General features: G+C 60.9%; 18 protein-coding genes, 2 tRNA genes and 2 pseudogenes. 10 read left to right on the plus strand and 12 right to left on the minus strand.

What is annotated here, in order from left to right; genetic code table 11:
• The first annotated feature begins 29 nt into the window (after positions 1–29).
• From AACH39_RS02185 to AACH39_RS02195, 3 genes are all read left to right on the plus strand, one after another.
• Positions 30–105, plus strand: a tRNA-Val gene (locus AACH39_RS02185).
• 6 nt (positions 106–111) lie between these two features.
• Positions 112–188: transfer RNA gene (locus AACH39_RS02190), tRNA-Asp, on the plus strand.
• Positions 189–254: 66 nt separating this feature from the next.
• Complete coding sequence (locus tag AACH39_RS02195) at positions 255–2099, plus strand: peptidyl-prolyl cis-trans isomerase (protein WP_338620795.1); 1845 nt, start codon at positions 255–257, stop codon at positions 2097–2099.
• 108 nt (positions 2100–2207) lie between these two features.
• Here the strand turns inward: AACH39_RS02195 and AACH39_RS02200 are convergent.
• Both AACH39_RS02200 and AACH39_RS02205 read right to left on the minus strand, forming a co-directional pair.
• Positions 2208–2913 (minus strand): annotated as a pseudogene (locus AACH39_RS02200) (IS3 family transposase); the annotation flags it as partial.
• 172 nt (positions 2914–3085) lie between these two features.
• Entirely contained in the window at positions 3086–3667 is a 582-nt protein-coding gene (locus tag AACH39_RS02205) for a Fe-Mn family superoxide dismutase (RefSeq protein ID WP_215776185.1), read from the minus strand.
• 205 nt (positions 3668–3872) lie between these two features.
• Here AACH39_RS02205 and dnaB point away from each other — a divergent pair, with 205 nt between their 5' ends.
• Genes dnaB through AACH39_RS02220 form a run of 3 tightly spaced genes read left to right on the plus strand, consistent with a single transcriptional unit; the run spans position 3873 to position 6211 of the window.
• Positions 3873–5282, plus strand: a complete 1410-nt coding sequence (gene dnaB, locus AACH39_RS02210) for a replicative DNA helicase (RefSeq protein WP_215776183.1) — start codon at positions 3873–3875, stop codon at positions 5280–5282.
• A gap of 12 nt (positions 5283–5294) precedes the next feature.
• Positions 5295–5603: a (2Fe-2S) ferredoxin domain-containing protein gene (locus tag AACH39_RS02215; protein WP_338620796.1), complete on the plus strand. Its 309-nt coding sequence runs from the start codon at positions 5295–5297 to the stop codon at positions 5601–5603.
• The gene (locus AACH39_RS02220; protein ID WP_338620797.1) at positions 5603–6211 is read left to right on the plus strand and encodes an alpha/beta fold hydrolase; all 609 of its coding nucleotides are present in this window, start codon (positions 5603–5605) and stop codon (positions 6209–6211) included. Before AACH39_RS02215 ends, AACH39_RS02220 begins: the two co-directional genes overlap by 1 nt.
• Positions 6212–6282: 71 nt before the next feature.
• Here the strand turns inward: AACH39_RS02220 and AACH39_RS02225 are convergent, their stop codons facing one another.
• From AACH39_RS02225 to dinG, 8 genes and pseudogenes are all read right to left on the minus strand, one after another.
• On the minus strand, positions 6283–7140 hold the full coding sequence (locus AACH39_RS02225) for a flagellin (RefSeq protein WP_338620798.1): 858 nt from the start codon (positions 7138–7140) through the stop codon (positions 6283–6285).
• Between the two features lie 118 nt (positions 7141–7258).
• Positions 7259–8542, minus strand: coding sequence for an ATP-binding protein (locus AACH39_RS02230; RefSeq protein WP_215776175.1), 1284 nt, complete (start codon positions 8540–8542; stop codon positions 7259–7261).
• Between the two features lies 1 nt (position 8543).
• A complete protein-coding gene (locus AACH39_RS02235; RefSeq protein ID WP_338620799.1) occupies positions 8544–9251 on the minus strand; it encodes a response regulator transcription factor in 708 nt (235 codons plus the stop codon).
• Between the two features lie 77 nt (positions 9252–9328).
• Positions 9329–9928 carry a hypothetical protein gene (locus tag AACH39_RS02240; protein ID WP_338620800.1) on the minus strand — a complete coding sequence of 200 codons (600 nt, stop codon included), beginning with the start codon at positions 9926–9928 and terminating at the stop codon, positions 9329–9331.
• Positions 9929–10228: 300 nt separating this feature from the next.
• A complete protein-coding gene (map, locus tag AACH39_RS02245) occupies positions 10229–11026 on the minus strand; it encodes a type I methionyl aminopeptidase (protein ID WP_215776169.1) in 798 nt (265 codons plus the stop codon).
• Between the two features lie 101 nt (positions 11027–11127).
• Positions 11128–12285, minus strand: a complete 1158-nt coding sequence (locus AACH39_RS02250; RefSeq protein ID WP_215776167.1) for a porin — start codon at positions 12283–12285, stop codon at positions 11128–11130.
• 279 nt (positions 12286–12564) lie between these two features.
• Positions 12565–12849: pseudogene (locus AACH39_RS02255) on the minus strand (DUF3579 domain-containing protein); the annotation flags it as partial.
• 81 nt (positions 12850–12930) lie between these two features.
• A complete protein-coding gene (gene dinG, locus AACH39_RS02260) occupies positions 12931–15054 on the minus strand; it encodes an ATP-dependent DNA helicase DinG (RefSeq protein ID WP_338620801.1) in 2124 nt (707 codons plus the stop codon).
• A gap of 263 nt (positions 15055–15317) precedes the next feature.
• Here dinG and AACH39_RS02265 point away from each other — a divergent pair, with 263 nt between their 5' ends.
• From AACH39_RS02265 to AACH39_RS02275, 3 genes are all read left to right on the plus strand, one after another.
• A complete protein-coding gene (locus tag AACH39_RS02265) occupies positions 15318–15518 on the plus strand; it encodes a hypothetical protein (RefSeq protein ID WP_215776159.1) in 201 nt (66 codons plus the stop codon).
• A gap of 103 nt (positions 15519–15621) precedes the next feature.
• Complete coding sequence (locus tag AACH39_RS02270) at positions 15622–16845, plus strand: argininosuccinate synthase (protein ID WP_215776156.1); 1224 nt, start codon at positions 15622–15624, stop codon at positions 16843–16845.
• A gap of 91 nt (positions 16846–16936) precedes the next feature.
• Positions 16937–17137: a DUF2788 domain-containing protein gene (locus tag AACH39_RS02275; RefSeq protein ID WP_215776152.1), complete on the plus strand. Its 201-nt coding sequence runs from the start codon at positions 16937–16939 to the stop codon at positions 17135–17137.
• 22 nt (positions 17138–17159) lie between these two features.
• On the opposite strand, the gene AACH39_RS02280 is transcribed toward AACH39_RS02275, so the two are convergent.
• Positions 17160–17999: an MBL fold metallo-hydrolase gene (locus AACH39_RS02280; protein WP_338620802.1), complete on the minus strand. Its 840-nt coding sequence runs from the start codon at positions 17997–17999 to the stop codon at positions 17160–17162.
• A 3-nt stretch (positions 18000–18002) separates the two neighbouring features.
• The gene (locus AACH39_RS02285) at positions 18003–19295 is read right to left on the minus strand and encodes an L-serine ammonia-lyase, iron-sulfur-dependent, subunit alpha (protein ID WP_338620803.1); all 1293 of its coding nucleotides are present in this window, start codon (positions 19293–19295) and stop codon (positions 18003–18005) included.
• 144 nt (positions 19296–19439) lie between these two features.
• Here AACH39_RS02285 and AACH39_RS02290 point away from each other — a divergent pair, with 144 nt between their 5' ends.
• Positions 19440–21344, plus strand: a complete 1905-nt coding sequence (locus tag AACH39_RS02290; RefSeq protein ID WP_215776143.1) for a DUF3857 domain-containing protein — start codon at positions 19440–19442, stop codon at positions 21342–21344.
• The last annotated feature ends 5 nt before the right edge of the window (positions 21345–21349 follow it).

A 21349-nucleotide genomic window follows, 5' to 3' on the forward strand; every position in this document is an offset into this window, starting at 1 on the left:
TTGTCTCGCCTTGACTGGCGAGACCGTTCGGGCGTTTAGCTCAGTTGGTAGAGCGTCTGCCTTACAAGCAGAATGTCGGCGGTTCGACTCCGTCAACGCCCACCAGGGTTTGGAGCGGTAGTTCAGTTGGTTAGAATACCGGCCTGTCACGCCGGGGGTCGCGGGTTCGAGTCCCGTCCGCTCCGCCAGAAGACACAAAAGGTGAACGCGCTCTAACGTTCACCTTTTTCTTTTTTACTACGAGTTAGGTCGCCATGTTCAAGTTCGTCGAGAACAACAAAATCGTCATCCAGGTCATTCTTGGCCTGGTGGCCCTGACGTTTGTCGGGTTCGGTGTCAGCAGCTATAGCTCTGTGGCCGAGGACCCGTATCTGGTCAAAGTCGGCAGTACCAAGATTGCCTTGCGCGACATCGATCGCGAACTGGATGGTCAGCCGATCAATGCCGATGCGCGCCAGCGTGCGCTCGAAGGGCTGATCCAGCGCAACCTGATTCTCAATGAGGCCGCCTCGACGCGTCTGCTGGTTGGCGACGCGCAGCTGCAGCAGGCCATTGCCTCGATTCCGGCTTTCCAGGACAACGGCAAGTTCAGCCTGGACAAGTACAAGGATTTTCTGGCCAAGCGCCAGATGACCGGCCCGCAATTCGAAGAGCGCATCAGCCGCGACCTGCTGATGCAGAACCAGATGTCGGCCTTTACCTCCGGCCAGATCACCTCGCAGGCACTGGCCGGCCGCATCGGCCAGATTCTGGGCGAGACCCGCACGGTCAGTGCCATGGTGCTGACCCCGCCGGCCTTTGCCTCGCAGGTCAAGCTGGATGATGCCACCATTGCCGCCTACTACAAGGCCAATACCGCCAAGTTCAAAGCACCGGAAGCCGTCAAGCTGAGCTATGTCGTGCTGTCGCAGGCGCAGCTGGCGCAATCCCTCAATGTCACGGATGAAGAACTGCACAAGTTCTATCAGCAGCATCTGGACCAGTTCGGCCAGGAGCAGCGCCGTGCCTCGCACATCCTGCTGACCGTTCCGCAGGGGGCGGCGCCGCAGGATGTCGCCAAGATCAAGGCCGAAGCGGATGCCATCCTCAAGCAGGTGCGGGCCAATCCGGCCAGCTTTGCCCAGGTGGCACGAGCCCGCTCGCAAGATCCGGGGTCGGCGGAAAAGGGCGGTGATCTGGGGTTCTTCCCGCGTGGCGCCATGGTCAAGGCCTTTGACAATGTGGTGTTCCAGATGAAGCCGGGCCAGATCAGCGAAGTGGTGCGCAGCGAGTATGGTTTCCACATCATTCGCCTGGATGCCATCCAGCAGCCGGATTTTAATGCTGTCAAGGAACAGGTGGCGCAGCAGCTCAAGCTGCAGAAGGCGGCTGCCGTCTTCCGCAGTCAGAGCGACACCCTGACCGAAGTGGCCTATCAACAGGGCGATTCGCTCAAGGGCGTGCAGGATGCGCTCAAACTTGTGCCGCAGCAAAGTGGCTGGATCACGCGTGACCCGTCCGGTCAGGATCCGCTGCAATCCAATCCCAAGGTGCTGGCAGCGGCATTCAGCAATGACGTACTGGTCAAGAAGCACAACAGCGAACCGATCGACATGGGGAACAACACCCTGGTGGTGCTGCGTGTGACGGATCACCAGCCGGCGCACCAGCTGAAGCTGGATGAGGTTCGTGACGCCATCAAGATGCAGCTGATTGCCACCGAAGGTGCCAAGCTGGCAGCTGCCAAGGGCCAGGCCGATCTGGCTGACCTGAAGGCCGGCAAGCCGGTGACGGCGCAGTGGACGCCGACCCATGACCTGTCGCGCCAGCAGGCACCGCAACTGCCGGTTGCCGATCTGCGTGCCATCTTTGGTGCCGATGTCAGCAAGTTGCCAGCCTATGTCGGGCTGAAGCACGATACCGGTGAATATGTGATCTACCGTATCTCTGCCCTCAAGCCGGCGCCGGCGCTGACTCCGGATCAGCTCACGCAGCTGACAGGCCTGGTGGGAACGATGAACACCAACGCCCAGGTGGCAGGCTATCTGAAGGCCCTGCGTACCAAGTACCCGGTGCTGGCAGGCAAGCAGAAGCTCAACAGCCAGTCGCAGGACGAATAAGTCTCACGGTCTGGTCGGCAAAAAGCCCCGCAAGGGGCTTTTTGCTTGTGGGCGACATGAAAAAAAGACCCCGAGTGAACTGACCCCAATAAGTTGGACAGTTTGCTACTAGCCTTGCCAGGCCTGAGTTCTGTACATCACAGGACTCAGGCCTTTTAGTTTGAGCTTGATACGCTCATGGTTGTCATAGTGGATGTACTTCCGAATGCCCGCCTGTAAAGCGTCGATACTCTCGAAGCGGTTCAGGTGGAAGAATTCCGCTTTCAGTGTGCCAAAGAAGCGCTCCATCGCGGCATTATCCAGGCAGTTTCCCTTGCGCGACATACTCTGGGTGAGGCCATGAGACGCGAGTTGGCGCCGGTAGGCAGGCATCTTGTATTGCCATCCTTGATCAGAGTGCAGTACTGGCGCATCAGGGTTCGTCAGTTTGGCTAATGCCTTGCGGAGCATGTTGCCCACCAAGGGAAAGTGCGGTCGCGCTTGCATCTCGCAGGCGATGATCTCCCCATTGTAGAGATCCATCACCGGCGAAAGGTAAAGCTTGTCGCCTCGCACGTTGAACTCGGTCACATCGGTCACCCACTTTTGGTTTGGCCGGTCTGCCTGAAACTGCCGACTCAGTACGTTCGGCACTTCAACAGGGTAATCGCCCCGGTAGGAAAAGTGCTGCGCGACAACTGAGCCACCTTCAGCAAGGTGGGCAGCGCATGTTCCTGCCTTAGCTCGATCACGGCTTGCGCTTTTTGGGCACAGCTTGCTGAGCGGCTCGAACCAAGGCATCCCATTTTTTTAGATACGCCACCTCCGCGCGCAGAAGCTCATTCGCTTCTTGAAGGGCATTCAACGCACGTGCTTCGTCAGACTTGGTGATCTGGGAATTGGGAGGCTTGCTATGTTTCGTCATGAAAACACCCCAAAGTTTGGACGGGTGTCCAACCTTTGGGGTGCAGTTCAGAGGGGTCCTTTTTGCCGTGTCGGCAGAGAGATCAGCCGGCGAAGTTCTTGGCGGCGAAGTCCCAGTTGACCAGCTTCCAGAACGCGTCGAGGTAGTTCGGACGGCTGTTGCGATAGTCGATGTAGTAAGCGTGTTCCCAAACGTCACAGGTCAGGACCGGCTTCTTGTCGCTGGTCAGCGGGGTAGCGGCATTGCTGGTGGAAACCAGGTCCAGCGAGCCATCCGGGTTCTTGACCAGCCAGGCCCAGCCGGAGCCGAAAGTGCCGATGGCGGTTTGGGTAAAGGCCTTCTTGAACTCCTCGAAGGAGCCCCACTTGGCCTTGATGGCATCGGCCAGGGCGCCGGTCGGTTCACCGCCGCCGTTCGGCGACAGGCCGAACCAGTAGAAGGTGTGGTTCCAGACTTGGGCGGCGTTGTTGAAGATCCCGCCCGAAGACTTCTTGACGATGTCTTCCAGGGACGCCTGTTCGAACTCGGTGCCCTTGATCAGGTTGTTCAGATTGGTGATGTAGGTCTGATGATGCTTGCCATAATGGAATTCCAGGGTTTCCTTGGAAATGGCAGGGGCCAGGGCATCCAGCGCGTACGGCAGTTCCGGCAGTTTGTGTTCCATCTTGCTCTCCTATCTGTTGGGATTGGCCAACCTTTTTGCTTGTGCCACAAGTTTACTGTAAGCGGCGATGACATGCCAATAGTTGACTAATATCCTTGGGATTTGTTTCTTCTATGGATATTCCGTGCTAATGCGGGAGGGCGCTGCGGCAGGCAGGATAAAACTGGTAGAATTGTCGTTTAGTCCGAAAATGTCTCAAGCACAGATGAGTGATCAGAACGAAAACTATGAAGACGCGACGCTGAGTCTGCGTACGCCGCCGCACTCGATGGAGGCCGAGCAATCGGTACTGGGTGGCCTGCTGCTGGATAATGCCGCCTGGGACAAGATTGCCGACGTCCTGTCGGATGCGGACTTCTATCGCCACAATCACCGCCTGATTTACCAGCACATTGCCAAGCTGGTCGAACACTCCCGTCCGGCCGACGTGGTCACGGTATCCGAGAGCCTGGACAAGAGCGGCGAACTGGCCGAGATCGGTGGCCTGGCCTACATTGCCTCGCTGGCACAGAACACCCCGTCGGCGGCCAACATCCGGCGCTATGCCGAGATCGTGCGCGAGCGTTCCATCATGCGCCAGCTGGCTGCGGTCGGTGCCGAGATCGCCGAATCGGCCTATAACCCACAGGGCCGCGATGCGGCGCAGCTGCTGGACGAGGCCGAGGGCAAGGTATTCAAGATTGCCGAAAGCACGGCCAAATCCAAGCAGGGCTTCCTGGAGATGCCCAATCTGCTGAAGGAAGTGGTCGAGCGCATCGACATGCTCTACAGCCGCGAGAATCCGGACGAGGTGACCGGCATCCCGACCGGCTTCATCGATCTGGATGCCCGCACTTCCGGCCTGCAGCCGGGGGACCTGGTGATCGTCGCCGGTCGTCCCTCCATGGGCAAGACCGCCTTCTCGATGAATATTGCCGAGCACGTGGCGGTCGAGGAGCGCAAGCCGGTGGCGGTGTTCTCCATGGAAATGGGCGGCACCCAGCTGGTGATGCGTATGCTGGGTTCGGTCGGCCGGCTGGATCAGCACGTGCTGCGTACCGGTCGCCTGGGCGACGAGGACTGGCAGAAGCTGACCTTTGCCATCGGCAAGCTGTCCGAGGCTCCGATGTATATTGACGAAACCCCGGCGCTGACGGCGCTGGAGGTGCGTGCGCGGGCTCGCCGGCTGGCGCGCCAGCATGGCGGGGAACTCGGCCTGATCGTGATCGACTACCTGCAGCTGATGAGTGGTTCCGGCCGCGGTGGCGAGAACCGTGCCGCCGAGCTGGGCGAAATTTCCCGCGGCATGAAGGGGCTGGCCAAGGAGCTGAAAGTGCCGCTGATCGCGTTGTCGCAGCTGTCGCGTAGTGTCGAGCAGCGACCCAACAAGCGTCCGATGATGTCCGACTTGCGTGAATCCGGTGCCATCGAGCAGGACGCCGACATCATCATCTTCATGTATCGTGACGAGTACTACAATCCGGATTCGCCGGACAAGGGGCTGGCCGAGGCCATTATCGGCAAGCACCGTAACGGCCCGACGGGTACCGTGCGACTGGCCTTCGTCGGTCAGTATGCCAAATTTGAAAATGCCGCCCTGCACGGCGCAACCGGCTGGGCGGACAGCGACGGTTAACAGGCGAACACCATGAGCTACTTCCAACATCACGTATTCATCTGCTGCAATCAGCGCGAAGGCGGCGAGACCTGCTGCAACAACCATGGCGCCAGCGACCTGCTGGCCTATATGAAAGATCAGGTCAAGGCGCGGGGCCTGAACGGCGAGGGCAAGGTTCGTATCAACAAGGCCGGTTGTCTCGGGCGTTGCGACCATGGCCCGGTCATGGTGGTCTACCCGCAGGAGACCTGGTACACCTTCGTCGATCAGCAGGATATCGACGAGGTCATCGAATCGCATCTGCTGGCCGGCAAGCCGGTGGAAAGGCTGAAGATCTGATGGCGCGCACCACGCAGGCGCTGACCGTAGACGGTCCGGTCGGCGACCTGGAAACCCTGTTTCTGGCGCCGGAAGGCGAGTGCACCGGGGTGGCGGTGATCTGCCATCCCAACCCGCTGCAGGGGGGGACCAATACCAACAAGGTGGTGCAGACCGCAGCCAAGGCCCTGTCGCAACGAGGATATGCCTGCTATTGCCCGAATCTGCGCGGAGTCGGTGCCAGTCACGGTACCCACGATCACGGCGCGGGTGAGGTGGAAGATGTCCTGGCGGTCATCGGGCGGGCACAGGCGGATCACCCCGGTCTGCCACTGGCCCTGGCCGGCTTCTCCTTTGGCGGTTTTGTGGCGGCCAGGGTGCGTGAGCGCATCGAGGCCGACAAACTGCTGCTCATCGGTGTGGCGGTTGGCAAGTACGTTCTGCCGACGCCGGCGGTACCTGCCGGCACGCTGGTGATTCATGGCGAAGAGGATGAGGTGATTCCGCTGGCCGATGTGCTCAGCTGGGCACGGACGCAAAGTCTGCCTGTAACGGTCTTCCCCGGTGTGGGGCATTTTTTCCATGGCAAGCTGGTGGAGCTGGCGGCCTTCATTCGTCAGCGCTTTTGACGCAGAGCCTGCTCTACCCGAAAGAAAACGCCCGGTCGAAGCCGGGCGTTTTTTATGCATCACGCAGGCGTTCAGCGCAGCAAGGTGAGGGCGGCACTTTGCGAGATATTGGCTTGCGACAGGGTCGCGGCGTTGGCCTGCGACAGAATCCGGTTTTGTGCCAGAGAGGCGCTGGCGGCCGCAAAATCGGCATCGCTGATGCGGCTGCGCGCTTCCTGGGCGTTCAGATTGCTGTTGGACAGATTGTTGATGGTGGTGCTGAAGCGATTTTGCGCCGCGCCAACATTCGCCTGGGTGTTGCTCAGCGTGTTCAGATCCTGGCTTAACTGACCGGTCGCATTCAGGGCATTGGCCTGAGTGGTGATGTCGATGGTTTTGGTGGCCGACAGATTACTGTTATAGGTATTCAGCCCCCCGCTGGCCGGTGCATTGTCCAGACCGCTGGCATTGAGGGTGATCTGGTTGCTGCTGGTCCCGTTGGCACCCACCTGGAAGGTGGTGGCGTTATTGCCTGACAACAGGGGCTGGCCATTGAACTGGGTAGTCTGCACGATCCGCGAGTTTTCCTGCGTCAGCTGGTCCACCTGCTGCTGCAGTGCCTGGCGATCGGAACTGGACAGAATGCCATTGCTGGACTGTAGCGCCAGTTGTTGAATCTTCTGCGTGTTTTGTGCCAGCTGGCTCAGGGCGCCACTGGCGGTTTGCGTCAGCGAAATCCCGTCATTGGCATTGGTCAGCGCCTGCTGATCGCCATTGATCTGCGAGGTAAAACCTTGCGAGATGGCCAGTCCGGCGGGGTTGTCCGCGGCGCTGTTGATGCTTGATCCCGATGACAGCTGGGCCAGCACCTGATTGACAGCCTGCTGGTTGCGCGTGTAGGTGCGTTGTGCATTCAGCGAGTTGGTATTGGTGTTGATGGTCAGGGCCATGGTGCCTCTCCCCTGGTTTCAGAAGGCAATTCGACAGTTCAGTCTAGATCCCGTCTGCTTGGTCAGCAAGTGTCATATTGTTATCAAGTGTCTGATCGGAAAAGAAAATATGGGCAAATCACCGCGGCAGGGTGATCGCCACGGCCAGCCCGCCGTCGTCGGGGAGGAAGGCGCGGATTTGCCCGCCATGGCCCTCAATGGCGCGGCGGGCAATCGCCAGCCCGAGACCATAGCCGTCACCATGCCCCTGAGTGCCGCGATAAAAGGGCGAGAAAATGGCCTCCAGTTCGGATGGGGCCACGCCAGGGCCGTGATCGCGGACCAGAATCTGCAACCCTGTCGCGTCTTGTTCGGCACGCAGTTCAATCGTGCTGCCTGCCGGCGCAAAGCGCACGGCATTGCGCACCACATTTTCCAGGCTGCGGTGCAGCAGGGCCGCCTGAGCGGAACGGACAAAGCTGCCGGACGCCTGCAGCGAGACCCGGCAGTCGCGTGCCTGGCCCTCGAAGGCGGCATCTGCCGCGATCTCGCTCAGCAGATCCATCACATCCACCGTGGTTTCGCTGGTCGCCACGCCACTTTCCAGTCTCGCCAGCGTCAGCACTTCATCCACCAGGTTGTCCAGCCGCTCAATTTCACGCTCGATGCGCCTCAGCGCGCTATCCAGCTGTTGCGGGTGCTGCTGCAGCAGGCCGAGTACCGCCTGCAACCGTGCCAGCGGTGAACGCAACTCGTGGGAGACATCATGCAGCAGGCGCTGCTGGGCCCCGATTTGTTGTTGCAGCTGCCAGGCCATCTGATCAAAGTCCTGCGCCAGTGCCGCCAGCTCGTCACGCCGATGTCCCATGCGTTCACTGATTCGCGTCTCCAGTTGCCCCGAGGCAATGTCACGCAAAGCCTGCCGCAGCAGACGGACAGGGCGCAACATGGTCCAGGCCAGACCGGCACTGAACCCCAGGCTGACCAGCATGGCGATGACAATCAGCAACCAGGGGGGTGGCGGCGGGCCGTGCGGTGGCGAGCTGCTTGGGGTCGCGGCCAGCCATTGCAGGGTATAGCGCTGGCCAGAGGGTGTGCTCACCTGCCACTGGCCTTCCACCACCTCGCCGCTGGCGCTGCCGGGCATGGCCTGGCCATCGGCACTCAGGATGCGCAGTGCCGGGTGATGTTGTCCCGACTGGTTTTGCAGCAGCAATCTCACGCTGTCGAGCTGGCCGGCTTGCAGCAGGGTGGCGAAGGTGTTGAGCGGTGGCGGTGGCGCGTGGTTGCCGGGAGGCGCCGACCAGGCCAGCCATTGCGGGTGATAGTGGCGAATCAGGCCGGCTGTGGCGCCGGCGGTCAGGGCAATGGCGATAAAGGCCAGCCAGAAGGCCAGAATGAATCGGCTGAACAGGCGCAGCATCTTAATCCACGACCAGCTGATAGCCCATGCCGCGGATGGTGCGAATGCTCGACTGGCCATCCTGCTGTAGCGGCAACTTGTGGCGAATGCTGCTGATATGGACATCGATGCTGCGATCGAAGGGCTCCAGCGATCGCCCCAGTGCCCACTCGGACAAATTCTGCCGGCTGACGATTCGGCCGGCATGACGAACCAGCACTTCCAGCAGGTTATATTCGATACCGGTCAGTCTCAGTGGCTGATCGGCATACGAAGCCAGACGCTGAGCGGGCGTCAGACGGAGTGCACCGACCGCCAGGCTGGCTGTCGCGGTCTCGATCGCGGACTGACTGCGCCGCAGGATGGCTTTCAGTCTGGCCGACAGCTCGCGGGGTGAGCAGGGCTTGGTGACATAGTCATCGGCCCCCAGCTCCAGCCCTAAAATGCGGTCGATATCGTCGCCGCGAGCGGTGAGCATCAGCACAGGCAGGGTGACGCCCTCGGTGCGCAACTGGCGCAAGAGCTGGATGCCATTACTGTCAGGCAACATGACATCCAGTACCAGAATATCATGGCGGCCATAGCGGGCCTGCAGGAGGCCGGATTCACCATCGTGGCGACACGAGACCCGAAAGCCGTCCTGCTGCAGGTATTCGGCCAGCAGACTGGTCAGTTCGGTATCGTCATCAATCAGCAAGACGTGGGGTAGTGGGGGTGTCGCGATCTGCATGCAGACATTATCGGTGTGAATGAAGTGAATGGGAAATGCCTAATATGGCGGACTGTCGCCGACAGCCCGCCAGGGGGTCAGCTGGTCGTACCGACCAGGCTGCCGAGTGAGGATGTGGTATGACTGGCCAGATTGGATTGCAGGTTCTTCAGGAAGTTGACCAGGGTCTGGCTGCTGTTGTCACTGCTGCTGGTGCTGCTGCCGCCCTGGGACTGAATGGCACTGAGCAGATTGCTGAAATCCGTATTCAGTTGCGAGCTGCTGCTTGAGCTGCCGCTGTCCAGCTGGCTGATCAGCGACTGCAAGTCGCTGGAAAAATCACCGTAAGACGAACTGCTGGCGCTGCTGCTGGTATTTGATGCCTGGCGAGTGGCATCGAACAGATCGTGCATCAGCTGCCCCAGCGCCTGCGGGACGCTGTTGCTCGACGAGCTGTCGCTGCTGCTCGTGTTGCCATCGTCACTTGGGGGCGGCGGCATGTCGCCCTGGCCGCCGGGTGTGGGCAGGTTGATGCCCATCTGGCTGAGTGCCTGGGCAACGCTTTGCATCAGGCCGCCATCATTGCCGCCTTGTTGCTGATCGGCCACCTGCTGGCCGCTGCGGTGGCTGTGGTGGCTGCGGGTGCTGCTGATGCTCTGTGTGGTGCTACTGCTGGTAATACTGGTAATGGATGACATGACAACACTCCCTGATGATGAAAGAAGCAGAGCGTGGCCCAGATGCCAGCTCCGTCAGGCCATGGCTAGCAATTTATCGGCCAGTGACGGCGGTCGAGAAGGGTGTGAAGGGTAAAGAAAAGTAAAGATCCGTCAACAAGCATCAAGAAATGAGGTGTAACAGGCGCACCGGGCGGGGGAAGGCCGGGGCAACGGGGCAAAAAAGGCAAAAAAAACGGGACGGAAGAGTCTGGCGGCAGTTTTTGCCGGGGCGGCAAGCGGAGTTGCCGCCCTGTGGCTGGCGCAGGGCGGCGGCAGGATTTACTTGAAAACCGGTTTCGGCGGGGCGCCGTCTGACAGGGTCAGCACTTCATAGCCGGTGTCAGTCACCAGTACCGTGTGCTCCCACTGTGCCGACAGGCTGCGGTCCTTGGTGACCACCGTCCAGCCATCGGCCAGCACGCGCAGATGGCGCTTGCCCTGATTAATCATCGGCTCGATGGTGAAAATCATGCCGGGGGCCAGTTCCAGCCCGGTTCCGGGGCGACCGTAGTGCAGAACCTGGGGTTCTTCGTGGAAATTCTTGCCGATGCCGTGGCCGCAGAACTCCTGAACCACGCTGTAACCACTGGCTTCGGCGTGGCGCTGGATGGCGTAGCCGATATCACCCAGACGGGCACCCGGACGAACCTTCTCGATGCCCAGCCACATGCATTCGTAGGTGATCTTCGCCAGGCGTCGTGCCTGCGGGCTGACCTCGCCGACATAGAACATGCGGCTGGTGTCGCCGTGATACCCATCCTTGATGACGGTAATGTCAATATTCATCACATCGCCGTTCTTCAGCGGCTTGTCATTGGGAATGCCGTGACAGATCACATGATTGATCGACGTGCAGATCGACTTGGGATAGGGCGTCATGCCTTCCGGGGTATAGTGCAGCGGTGCCGGGATGCAGCCCTGAGTGTTGACCATGTAGTCATGGCACAGGCGGTCGAGTTCTTCGGTGGTGACGCCGGGCTTGACGTGAGGCGCGATGAAATCGAGCACTTCGGCCGCCAGGCGGCAGGCGATGCGCATTTTTTCAATGTCTTCGGCGGTCTTGATGGTGACGGGCATGCTGAAATCTTTGTCGGTCTAAACCGCTATTCTAGCAAAGCTAAAGAAAACGGGCATCCCGTCGGGATGCCCGCAAATGTCTGACTTCTTGCGGCAGAGGCTTAGAAGCTGTACTTCATGCCCAGGCCGATGGCCTTCAGGGTGTTGCCGGCTGCCAGTGCGGCGGTGCTGCTGCCGACGCCGCTGGTGTAGATCGCGTTGTTGGCAAAGTTGACGTTCTGGTTGGCTTCGTTCTTCAGGCGGGTGGCATAAGCCAGAATCTGGGTTTGCTTGGACAGGTTGTAAGTGCCGCCCAGTACCCACTGATTGGCGCCCCAGTCACCCGAGTTGGTGCTGCTGACATTGCTCAGACCGCCCAGCTTGGTGTAGGACAGGGCAACGGTTGCATTGCCGAAGGTTTGCGAAACGGCCAGGGTCCAGTCCTTCTGGCTCAGGTTGGAGCTGCCGGCGCCGGCGATGTTGCCGTAGGAAGCCGACTCGTAGTTGGCTGCGACCATGGTGCCAAAGTCAAACTTGTAGCTGGAAGCCAGGCGCCAGAAGGTGGTGTTCACCCCTGCGGTACGGGTCGAGGCCGAGAAGCCGCTGGTGCTGGTCAGTGCCTTGGTCGAGGTGTCGGACTGGCGATCGTAAGCCGCGCCAACCTTCAGGCCGCCGTTGGTGTAGCTGGCGCCCAGGCTCCAGCGACCGGTGTTGGTGCTCGGGTTCTGGGTGGTGCTTTCATCGAAGCCGTAGGACAGACCAGCCTGGAAGCCGCTCCATACCGGGGTTTCGTAGTGGATGGAGTTCTTCAGGCGCGCTTCGCCGCGGCCAGCGATGCTGCTCGAGCCCATGATGTCGGCAGTGGTGTCGGCCATGATGTTGGCGCCGACGTTGGTGAAGCGCTTGTAGGCGGAGTCATAGTAACCCAGGCGAACCGTCCCCAGCGTGCTGTCGCTCAGGCCGACAAAGGTGTTGCGGGTCGCGAAGGTGGCTTGCTCGCCCTTGTCGTTGGTGCCGCCCTGGTCGAAGTTCTTCAGGCTGGATTCAACTTGCCAGATGGTCTTCAGGCCATTGCCCAGATCTTCCGTGCCCTTGAAACCGATGCGCGAGTTTTGATCCTGGACGCGGGCGCGACCCGGGTAGGTGGCGTTCGAATTGCTGTTGCTGGCAGATGCGCCTTCAACGGCAGCGCTGATGAAGCCATAAATCGTCACGTCGGCCATGGCCAGCGGGGTGATGAAGGCACCGGCAAGGGCGAGGGCAATGATTTTCTTCTGCATGAAAAGCTCCCGATTCACTAAGTCAGGTGGTAGGTAACTGTCTTGGGCTGTCAGCCCGGAATAGGCGAGAGTATTGTTAATGAATGTTACATGGGCATTACTGATTGATGACGTATGCAAAAAGATACACAAAGGGGGCTTCGGACGCGAAGTGTGTGGTGTGTCTGCGACGAAACGATGGGGTTGTTGCGTAACCGAGACGAGTTGGGGCGGGTACACGCCCGGGCTGTCGATCAGCGCGGGCGGTGGCGGTCAGGCGAGGAAGCGGTTAGGGTAGATTTCGTCGATCAGCGTGCGGCAATCGACGACGCGCAGATCGTTGTCACGGGCGAAGTCGGTCAGATACTGGAACACCTGCGGCTGAATTTTTTCCAGTTTCTTGTCGACCGCTACGCAGCGTACCCCCTCCAGCAGCATCGGGCGCACGTAGGCATGGTAGGAAAGTTTTTTGTCGTCAAACGAAGAGAGAATGCCGCACAGCCGTTCGGCCCAGTCGCTCGGGCGGAAGGTTCGGCCGTCGTGGGTCAGGCCCTGGATGACGATTTCATAGGGGTTGCAGATCATGGTTGCGTGTTCGCTTTGCGCAGCATTGTTATTGGTCTTGCATGATTTCGGGGGCCAACCCCCATTTGATTTTAACACAAACTATATGCGCTTGAAGGGTGGTAATGAGGCCAGCATTTTTTTGCCATAGCTTTGCCGCACCAGTCGATTATCCAGAATGGTGACGCGGCCGTAATCGCGTTCGCTCCGAATCAGTCGCCCGACCGCCTGTACCAGCTTGATCGAGGCTTCCGGTACGGTCAGTTCGGTAAACGGATTGCCGCCGCGCTTTTCAATCCAGCGCGACAGGGTGCGGCCTACCGGGTCGTCCGGCATGGCAAACGGCAATTTGGCAATAATGACATGCACGCAGCGTTCGCCGGGCAGGTCGAGCCCTTCGGAAAACGAATCCAGCCCGAAGATCACGCTGGCCTTGCCGGCATCCAGGCGCTGCTGATGCTCGGCCAGCAGCACACTCTTGGGCAGCTCGCCCTGAACCAGCAGCAAGTCCCGCAGGGCAGTCGGCACCAGCGCGGCCACCTCCTGCATTTGCTTGCGCGAGGAGAACAGCACCAGTGAGCCGACCGGTTCGCCGGTCGCAATCAGTTTGGGCAGCCACTCGGCAATTTCCCGGGTATGCGCATTGGCATCCTTGGGGCTGGCCAACAGTGGCGGCAGGTACAGCTCCCCCTGTTCGCTGAAGTTGAACGGGGAGTCCAGGGCAATGCAGCTGACTTGTGGCAGCCATTTCAGACCGGTCTGCGCCAGCAGCAGGTCAAAGGCGCCCAGCGAACGCAGGGTGGCCGAGGTCAGCAGGGCCCCGGCGGCGCGACGCCACAGCGTGGCCGCCAGGCTGGCCGCAGCACTGACCGGCGAGGCACAGAACAGATAGTCGCCCTTGCCCTCGCTCTTGCGGGCAATCCACTTGGCGATCGGCGGCTCATTCTCGCCGGTCTGCTTCTCGAACAGATCCCACAGCGCCATCAGCTGCTCGGCCCGCGCCAGCAGAAAACCGAGCTCACTGCTGCTCTTGTCGATGGCCGCGGTGTCGCTGCCCTTGTCCTTGCGGGTTTCGCTCAGCGCATCGTTCAGCTGCGACAGATGTTTGAATACCATGCGTCCCGACATGGCCATATTCGCGGCCGGCGCCTGCAGATGTTCGGGCAGGATGCCGTCCTCGATCAGCCAGACCGGTTCCAGATTGTCGCTGTCCAGTGCCAGCGCTTTCTCGCCTTCCAGCAGCCACAGCCATTCGTTCAGTGTTTCGCTGCAGGCGGCAGCGGCTTCGCTGGCCTGGGCCGCCAGTTCGCCCTTGTTGGTCAGGGCGCCGACGCGGGCGGCGGTGAGGTCGACCTTGTCCAGCCAGGCCAGTGCCACCCCCAGCGAGTGCTCGGCGGCAAACTGATTGACGGCTTTCTTCGCCAGGTGGTGCGCCTCGTCGATGCAGTAAAAACTTTGCTCCGGCGGGGGCAGGATCACACCGCCGCCCATGCCGATATCGGCCAGCAGCAGGTCATGATTGGTGACCACCACATCGACGGTTTCCAGGGTTTCCCGCGCCAGGAAGAACGGACATTCCGGACGGTTGGGGCAGGCCGCCTTGAGGCAGCCGTGGCGGTCGGTGGTCACCCGCGACCACAGGGCATCTTCAATGACCTCCGGCCACTGGTCGCGGTCGCCGTTCCATTTGCGCGACTCGAAGGCATCGGCCAGTTCGCGCAGCTGCGTGATTTCGGCCTGCTCCGGCTTGCGGTCCCACAGGAAAGAAGGGTCGGGGGCCAGCAGCTCGCCCTGCGAGTAGTCGCCGGTCAGCTGGTAGACGCGGTAGGGGCAGAGGTAGCGGCTGCGGCCTTTGGCGATGGCATAGGTCAGCGGCAGGTCGCTGTTGGTGACCACGAACGGCAGGTCGCGATTGACCAGCTGTTCCTGCAGGGCCACGGTCGCACTGGAGATGACCAGCTTGCGATTGCGTGAGCGCGCCATGACGCCGCCGGCCAGCAGATAGGCCAGACTTTTGCCGACGCCCGTGGGGCCTTCGATCACGGCGATGCTTTCGCCTTCACGCTGCGGATTGTTTTCGCCGTCCATCTCCAGGGAGCGCGAGAAGGCGTTGGCAATTTCCGCCAGCATCTGACGCTGAGCCGGCCGCGGGCGGAAACCGGGCAGATTCTGCGTCATGGTGCGGTAGTGGTGGCGAATCGCCTCTTTTTCGACATCGGTGAGCATGCGGCGAATTTTACCTGAAGGTGCGTCCGACTGCTTGTCTGCGTATATCAGTTCCTATTGCTAATGTTGCGCTGCGAAATATTTTTGCCAGAGCGCTTGTCAGACGGTAAAAATTCCGATACATATAAAGACGTGTCGCAAATCTGTACGTTTCTGGCCTTGTCGGGAACCTTGCGACATGAATGACTTGAGACCAGCGTGTACTTGTGAGCCGTTGCGCGTATTACCCGATGCGCGTAATGGCATCTTTTTAGAGAGTAACCATGACGGAAACCATCAAATATCCATCGCACAGCAGCCAGCCCCATGAAGAGATCCGTGGTCTCTTCGTGCGACGACTGGTCCGCGAGCGACGATATGGCCGGCTTCTGTCCAATGTGGCGCGGCTGGGCCAGGTTCTCTCCAACGTCCAGTCCAATCTCGCCACCGGCGCTCTTGCCCAGACTTTGCGACGAAGCCGCTAACCAACCCTGCCCCTGATGCGCCCATGTGGCGCCAAGTGATGGATTGACTCACGGTGTTTCCGTGATGGTTGCGTACGACTTTTGCAAATGTGGGGAATGAATCATGTCGGATATCAATAAAGTAGTTCTGGCTTATTCTGGCGGTCTGGATACCTCGGTTATCCTCAAATGGCTGCAGGACACCTATCAATGCGAGGTGGTGACTTTTACCGCCGACATCGGCCAGGGCGAAGAAGTCGAACCGGCCCGGCGCAAGGCCATTTCGCTCGGCATCAAGCCGGAAAACATCTATATCGATGATCTGCGCGAAGAGTTCGTGCGCGACTTCGTGTTCCCGATGTTCCGCGCCAATGCCATCTACGAAGGTGAATACCTGCTCGGCACCTCCATCGCCCGGCCGCTGATCGCCAAGCGCCAGATCGAAATCGCCAACCGGGTCGGCGCCGATGCCGTCTCCCATGGTTGCACCGGCAAGGGTAACGATCAGGTGCGCTTCGAGCTGGGCTATTACGCCCTCAAGCCCGACGTCAAGGTGATTGCGCCGTGGCGTGAATGGGACCTGCTGTCGCGGGAGAAGCTGCTCAACTATGCCGAGGCCAATGGCATCGACATTTCCAATAAACGCAATGGCGGCAGCCCGTATTCGATGGATGCCAACCTGCTGCACATCTCTTATGAGGGCGCGATCCTGGAAGATCCGTCCAAAGAGCCGGAAGAGTCGATGTGGCTGTGGACCACCAGTCCGGAAAATGCACCCAACGAGGCAGAGTACGTCGAGCTGGAGTTCGCCGGCGGCGACATCGTGGCCATCAATGGCCACGCCATGAGCCCGGCCGCCGTGCTGACCGAGCTGAACCGGCTGGGCAACAAGCACGGTATCGGCCGGCTGGATCTGGTGGAAAACCGCTATGTCGGCATGAAGTCGCGCGGCTGCTATGAAACCCCGGGCGGCACCATCATGCTCAAGGCGCATCGGGCCATCGAGTCGATCACCCTGGATCGGGAAGTGGCGCACCTCAAGGACGAGCTGATGCCGAAGTACGCCAACCTCATCTACACCGGCTACTGGTGGTCGCCCGAGCGCAAGATGATGCAGCAGATGATCGATGCCTCGCAGGCCTCGGTGAATGGCTGGGTACGTCTCAAACTCTATAAGGGCGCTGTCTATGTCGTCGGCCGCGACTCCTCCGACTCGCTGTTCGATGCGCGCATTGCCACCTTCGATGAGGATGGCGGCGCCTACAATCATGCTGATGCTGCCGGCTTCATTCGTCTCAATGCCCTGCGCATGCGGATTGCCGCCCACCACCGGCACCTGAACAAGTAAGCAGGCCAGGAGCCACCGCAAGGTGGCTCTTTCTTTTTGGCAAGTCTTTGATTAATATTGCATTGCGTTTTTTAAATCACCCGGAGCAAGCATGTCGGAACAGGAATTCACCAATCTCAGCATGTATGGCTGCCTCACCGTTCTGATGGTCTTCATGGGCTTCATCATCTGGGATCTTGGCAAGAAGTCCGGCGCGGGCCGCTTCGGCACAGCCATGCTGTTTTTGGTGCTGGGTGTCGGTGTGTTCGGTTTTCTGATCAAGGATGTGATGATCGAAATCCTGGCGCGCTGAATCCTTTTTTTCCCACGGGGGCTCACTGAAACTGTAATTGGCTGCCCGTGCTGATGTCGCTCTGACCCGGCAGCCAGTGGCGCCCCCAGCCGCTGCAGTGACAGGCCCCCACCCGCGCCGCCCCCAGTTGGCGGAAATACCCCCGCACCTGCCACAAATCCCCGGGTCCGCTGCTGCGCAGATGAAAACCGCCCAGTACCGCCTGCACCGGCTGAGACACGCCGCCCACCTGGCGCGCCTGCTCGGTCAGGTTGCAGATGCCGGCATGCGCGCAGCCGCTCAACACCACCAGCCCGTCATCACCCTGCCAGACCAGCCCGGAATCGTCGGCGACCTCGTCGCGACGCCAGCCTTGCGTAGTCAGTTTGGCGCCGAGCGACTTGCCGCCGGGGATGCCGGTTCGGCGTGGTACCTGTCCCAGAAAGCACAGGCGACCGGGCAAGGGGAGCGGGGTATCGCTCAGGGTGAGGGTAAAGTGTTTGGCCAGCGCCGTCTGATCCATCGGGGACCCGAGTTGGCGCCAGGGCTGAGCACGGCGCCTCAGGGGCAGCAGGATGCCACGTGACAGGAAGGCGGCGGGATGTGCCACCAGTTGCGGGCGCAGGCTGCGCCGGGCAAACCAGGCAGCCAGCGCCGGCAGACCGCCACTATGGTCGTAATGGCCGTGCGACAGCACGATGGTACTGACCCGGCTCAGGTCGATGCCCAGTCGCTCGGCATTGGTAATCAGCCGTTCATCCGGGCCCGTGTCGAACAGCACGCTGTGTTCGTCCGCCTGCAGGTGCAGCGAGAGACCGCGTCCGGCCAGCAGGTCGTCACGCAGTGACCGGTTTTCGACCAGCACCGTCACGGTCAGGGGCATGACTCAGTCCTTGCTCAGCATGATCCGGAGGATCTGCTGATCGGTTTCCACCATGCCCTGATTGACCAGCGATGCCAGATTGCGAATCGTCTGGTCGACATCTTCCGATACGATGCCGTCGCTGCCGCCGACACGGATGCCGTCCAGCGCCAGCAAGACCGCCTTGACCGCGGCGCCGACCGAAGAGGACACCTTCATGGCACAGCCATTGTTGGCACCATCGCAGATCATGCCGGCCACGTCACCAATCATGTTGCAAATGGCCCGGCCGACCGTTTCGACATCTCCGCCCAGCAGCCAGGCCATGCCGGCCGCCGAGCCCATGGCCGCGGTGGTGACCGCGCACAGGGCAGACAGCTTGTGCTGGTAGCTCTTGATATAGATGGCCATCAGGTTGGACAGCATCAGGGCGCGGATGCGCTGCTCCTCGCTGACCTCCAGGTGGTCGGCCACCACCACCACCGGCATGGAGGCGGCAATGCCCTGATTACCCGAGCCGGAGTTGCTCATCGCCGGCGCCATGGCACCGCCCATGCGGGCATCCGATGCGGCCGTGGTGCGCTTGAGTACCCTGGTCAGCAGATCGTCGGCCAGAATGCCGCGCTCGATATTGCGCTGCAGGGAGGCGCCGATGGCCAGGCCGTACTCACCCTTCAGTCCCTCATCTGACAGGGCGGTGTTCAGCTCGCCGGCCTGGGCGATGAAGCGGATGTCCTCCAGCGGGGCGAGGGTGGCAAACTCGAACACCGCACGCGCACTGGCCCCGGCGAGCGAGTAGCTGTCGCTCTTGCTGTTGGCCGGTGTCGGCGGCAGGGTGAACAGCGTCTGGCCATCCTTTTCAATCAGTACGACCCGGGTGTGCGCATCGGCGATCGCCACCCGCACCCAGTGATCGTCGGCCTGCAGGCGCGCCTCTGAATACAGCACATTGTCGACCGGTGCCACGCTGATGCGCACCAGCCCCTGATCCAGCATGGCGCGCGCTTCGGCGACATCCTGTGGCTGCAGGTTCTTCAGCACTTCCAGCCCGGCGTGCGGGTCTCCTGCCAGGGCGCCCACGGCCGCGGCAATCGGCATGCCGACCATGCCGGTGCCGGGGACAGTGACCCCCATGCCGTTCTTCATCAGGTTGGGTGAGACGGCCGCATCAATGCGTTGCGGGGGCGCGCCCAGATGCTCGCGCGCGATGGCTGCCGCCAGGGCCAGCGAGATGGGTTCAGTGCAGCCCAGTGCCGGAACCACTTCTTTGCGGACGGCCTTGATGAATTCTGGCCAGAGTTGGGTGTCTATTTGCATGGTCTAATGGGCCATAATGGAAAACGCTACGGGTTTGTCATGCTATAGAATGGTTGGTTCAATGCAAAGATCAATTCGTAATATTCACTGCGTCGGACGCCGGGTCCCGGTCGGCGCTTCAATGGATGTCATTTTGGGGTAGGCATGGTTCGTCATCGTTTCTTCTTGCTCGCATTCCTGATATTCCCTGCGCTGGCCATGGCCGCCGTGCCGCTGGCTCCGGCCGTCACCGAGGGCTATACGCCTTCGTATACGGTACTCAAGTCGGTCGCGGTTTACGACGTCAAGGCTGACGGCAGCTACCGTGAAGACGTGACGGAGGAGTTGCGCGTCAATACCCAGGCGGGTGTGGATGTGCTCGGGCAGTACCCGATTCAGTTTAGTTCTTCCCTGCAATCGGTCCAGGTGATCAATGCCTATACCCTGACGCCTGAGGGTAAAAAAATCCGTGTCGGCAAGGAGGGCATCCTGCTGCAGCAGAGCAGCGAGAGTGCCGGTGCGCCGATGTTTGACGACTCCAAGGTGATGAATGTCGTTTTTCCCGCCTTGTCGCCCGGCGCCAGGGTACATGTCCAGTTCCGCCGCCTGGTGCGTCAGCCGCTGTTTCCCGGGGTATTTGCGCTGCAGGAGTATTACTCGCTCAACGAAGACCGCGAGTCCTCGGATCTGTATGTACACCTGCCGGCGAGCATGAAGCTGCAGGTGGAGGCCATTGGCGTGCAGGGAGGTGAGGTGGCGCCGATCCGTGCCGGTTACCGCAGCTGGCACTGGCAGGCCGGCCGCAACGCGGCACAGGCGCCGGAGAGTGATGCCATCAGTGAGGTCGATTACAGCCCGCGCGTCGCCCTGTCGACGCTTTCGGGCTACGAGGCGCTGGCGCGCGCCTATGCGCAGCGCGCCGACCCCAAGGCGGCCGTTACGCCCTATATCCGTCAACTGGCCGCAGACATTACGCGCGGCATCAGCGATCCGCGCGCCCAGGCCGAAGCGCTGTATCGCTGGGTCAGCAACAATATCCGCTATGTGGCGATCTATTTTGGCGCCGGCGGCGTGGTGCCGCACGATGCCGAAACGGTGGCGCGCGCACTCTACGGCGACTGCAAGGACCATGTCACCCTGTATCAGGCGCTGCTGACGGCTCGCGGCATCAAGAGCAGTGCCGTGCTGATCAATGCCGATCAAAGCTGGTGGTTGTCACGTGTGGCTGTGCCCACCGGGGCATTCAATCACGCCATCAACTACCTGCCGCAATGGGACCTGTTTGTCGATACCACGGCGCAACTGGCACCGTTCGGCACCTTGCCGGATACCGAGGCCGGCAAGACAGCGCTGGTCATGGATGACGGCAGCGGCCAGCCGCGGCTGATGACCCTGCCGATCCTGAATCCGGCGCATGACCGGGTGCTGGTCGATACGCAATTTGCCCTGCTGCCGGACGGCAGTCTCAAGGGCGCCAGCAAGATCCGCCACAGCGGGGTGTATGACTTCCTGGCCCGCTCGGCCTTGTCCGGCATCACCCCGGGCATGGAGGCCGAAGCCGCCGGTCACCTGCTGGCCAATCGCGGACTGCAAGGCAGTGGCACGCTGCGGCTCGATCCGCTGTATGCGCTGGACAAGCCGTTTGGCTATCAGTCCGAATTTACCCTGCCGGAGTATGTCGACCTGAGTGGCCCGACCGCCGTGGTTTTGCCCAGCGGGGCCGATAATGTGCTCGGCCTGTCTGCCTTCGTTGATTCCGGCGGTACCCAGCCCAGCCGTCGTACCCCCACCATGCTGGACAATGGCTATTTCCAGGAAACCCTGACGTTGCAATTGCCCCCTGGCGTGGGTGTGCTGGCTTTGCCGCGCCCGGTGCACATGACGTCTCCTCTGGGGGACTATCGTGCCGAGTATCTGCACGTCGGCCAGTCGGTCCAGGTGCGCCGGCTGCTGGTGCTGAAAGACAATCCGCCGGTTCTGGCACCAGAGCGTTATCCGCAGTTGCGCCAGCTGGTCCATGCCGTGGCGCGCGACCTGCGTGCCCAGATCCTGCTGCAGCCGCAGCACTGAGCGGA

This window comes from Paludibacterium flexuosum, from assembly GCF_037076605.1.
Lineage (GTDB): Bacteria > Pseudomonadota > Gammaproteobacteria > Burkholderiales > Chromobacteriaceae > Paludibacterium.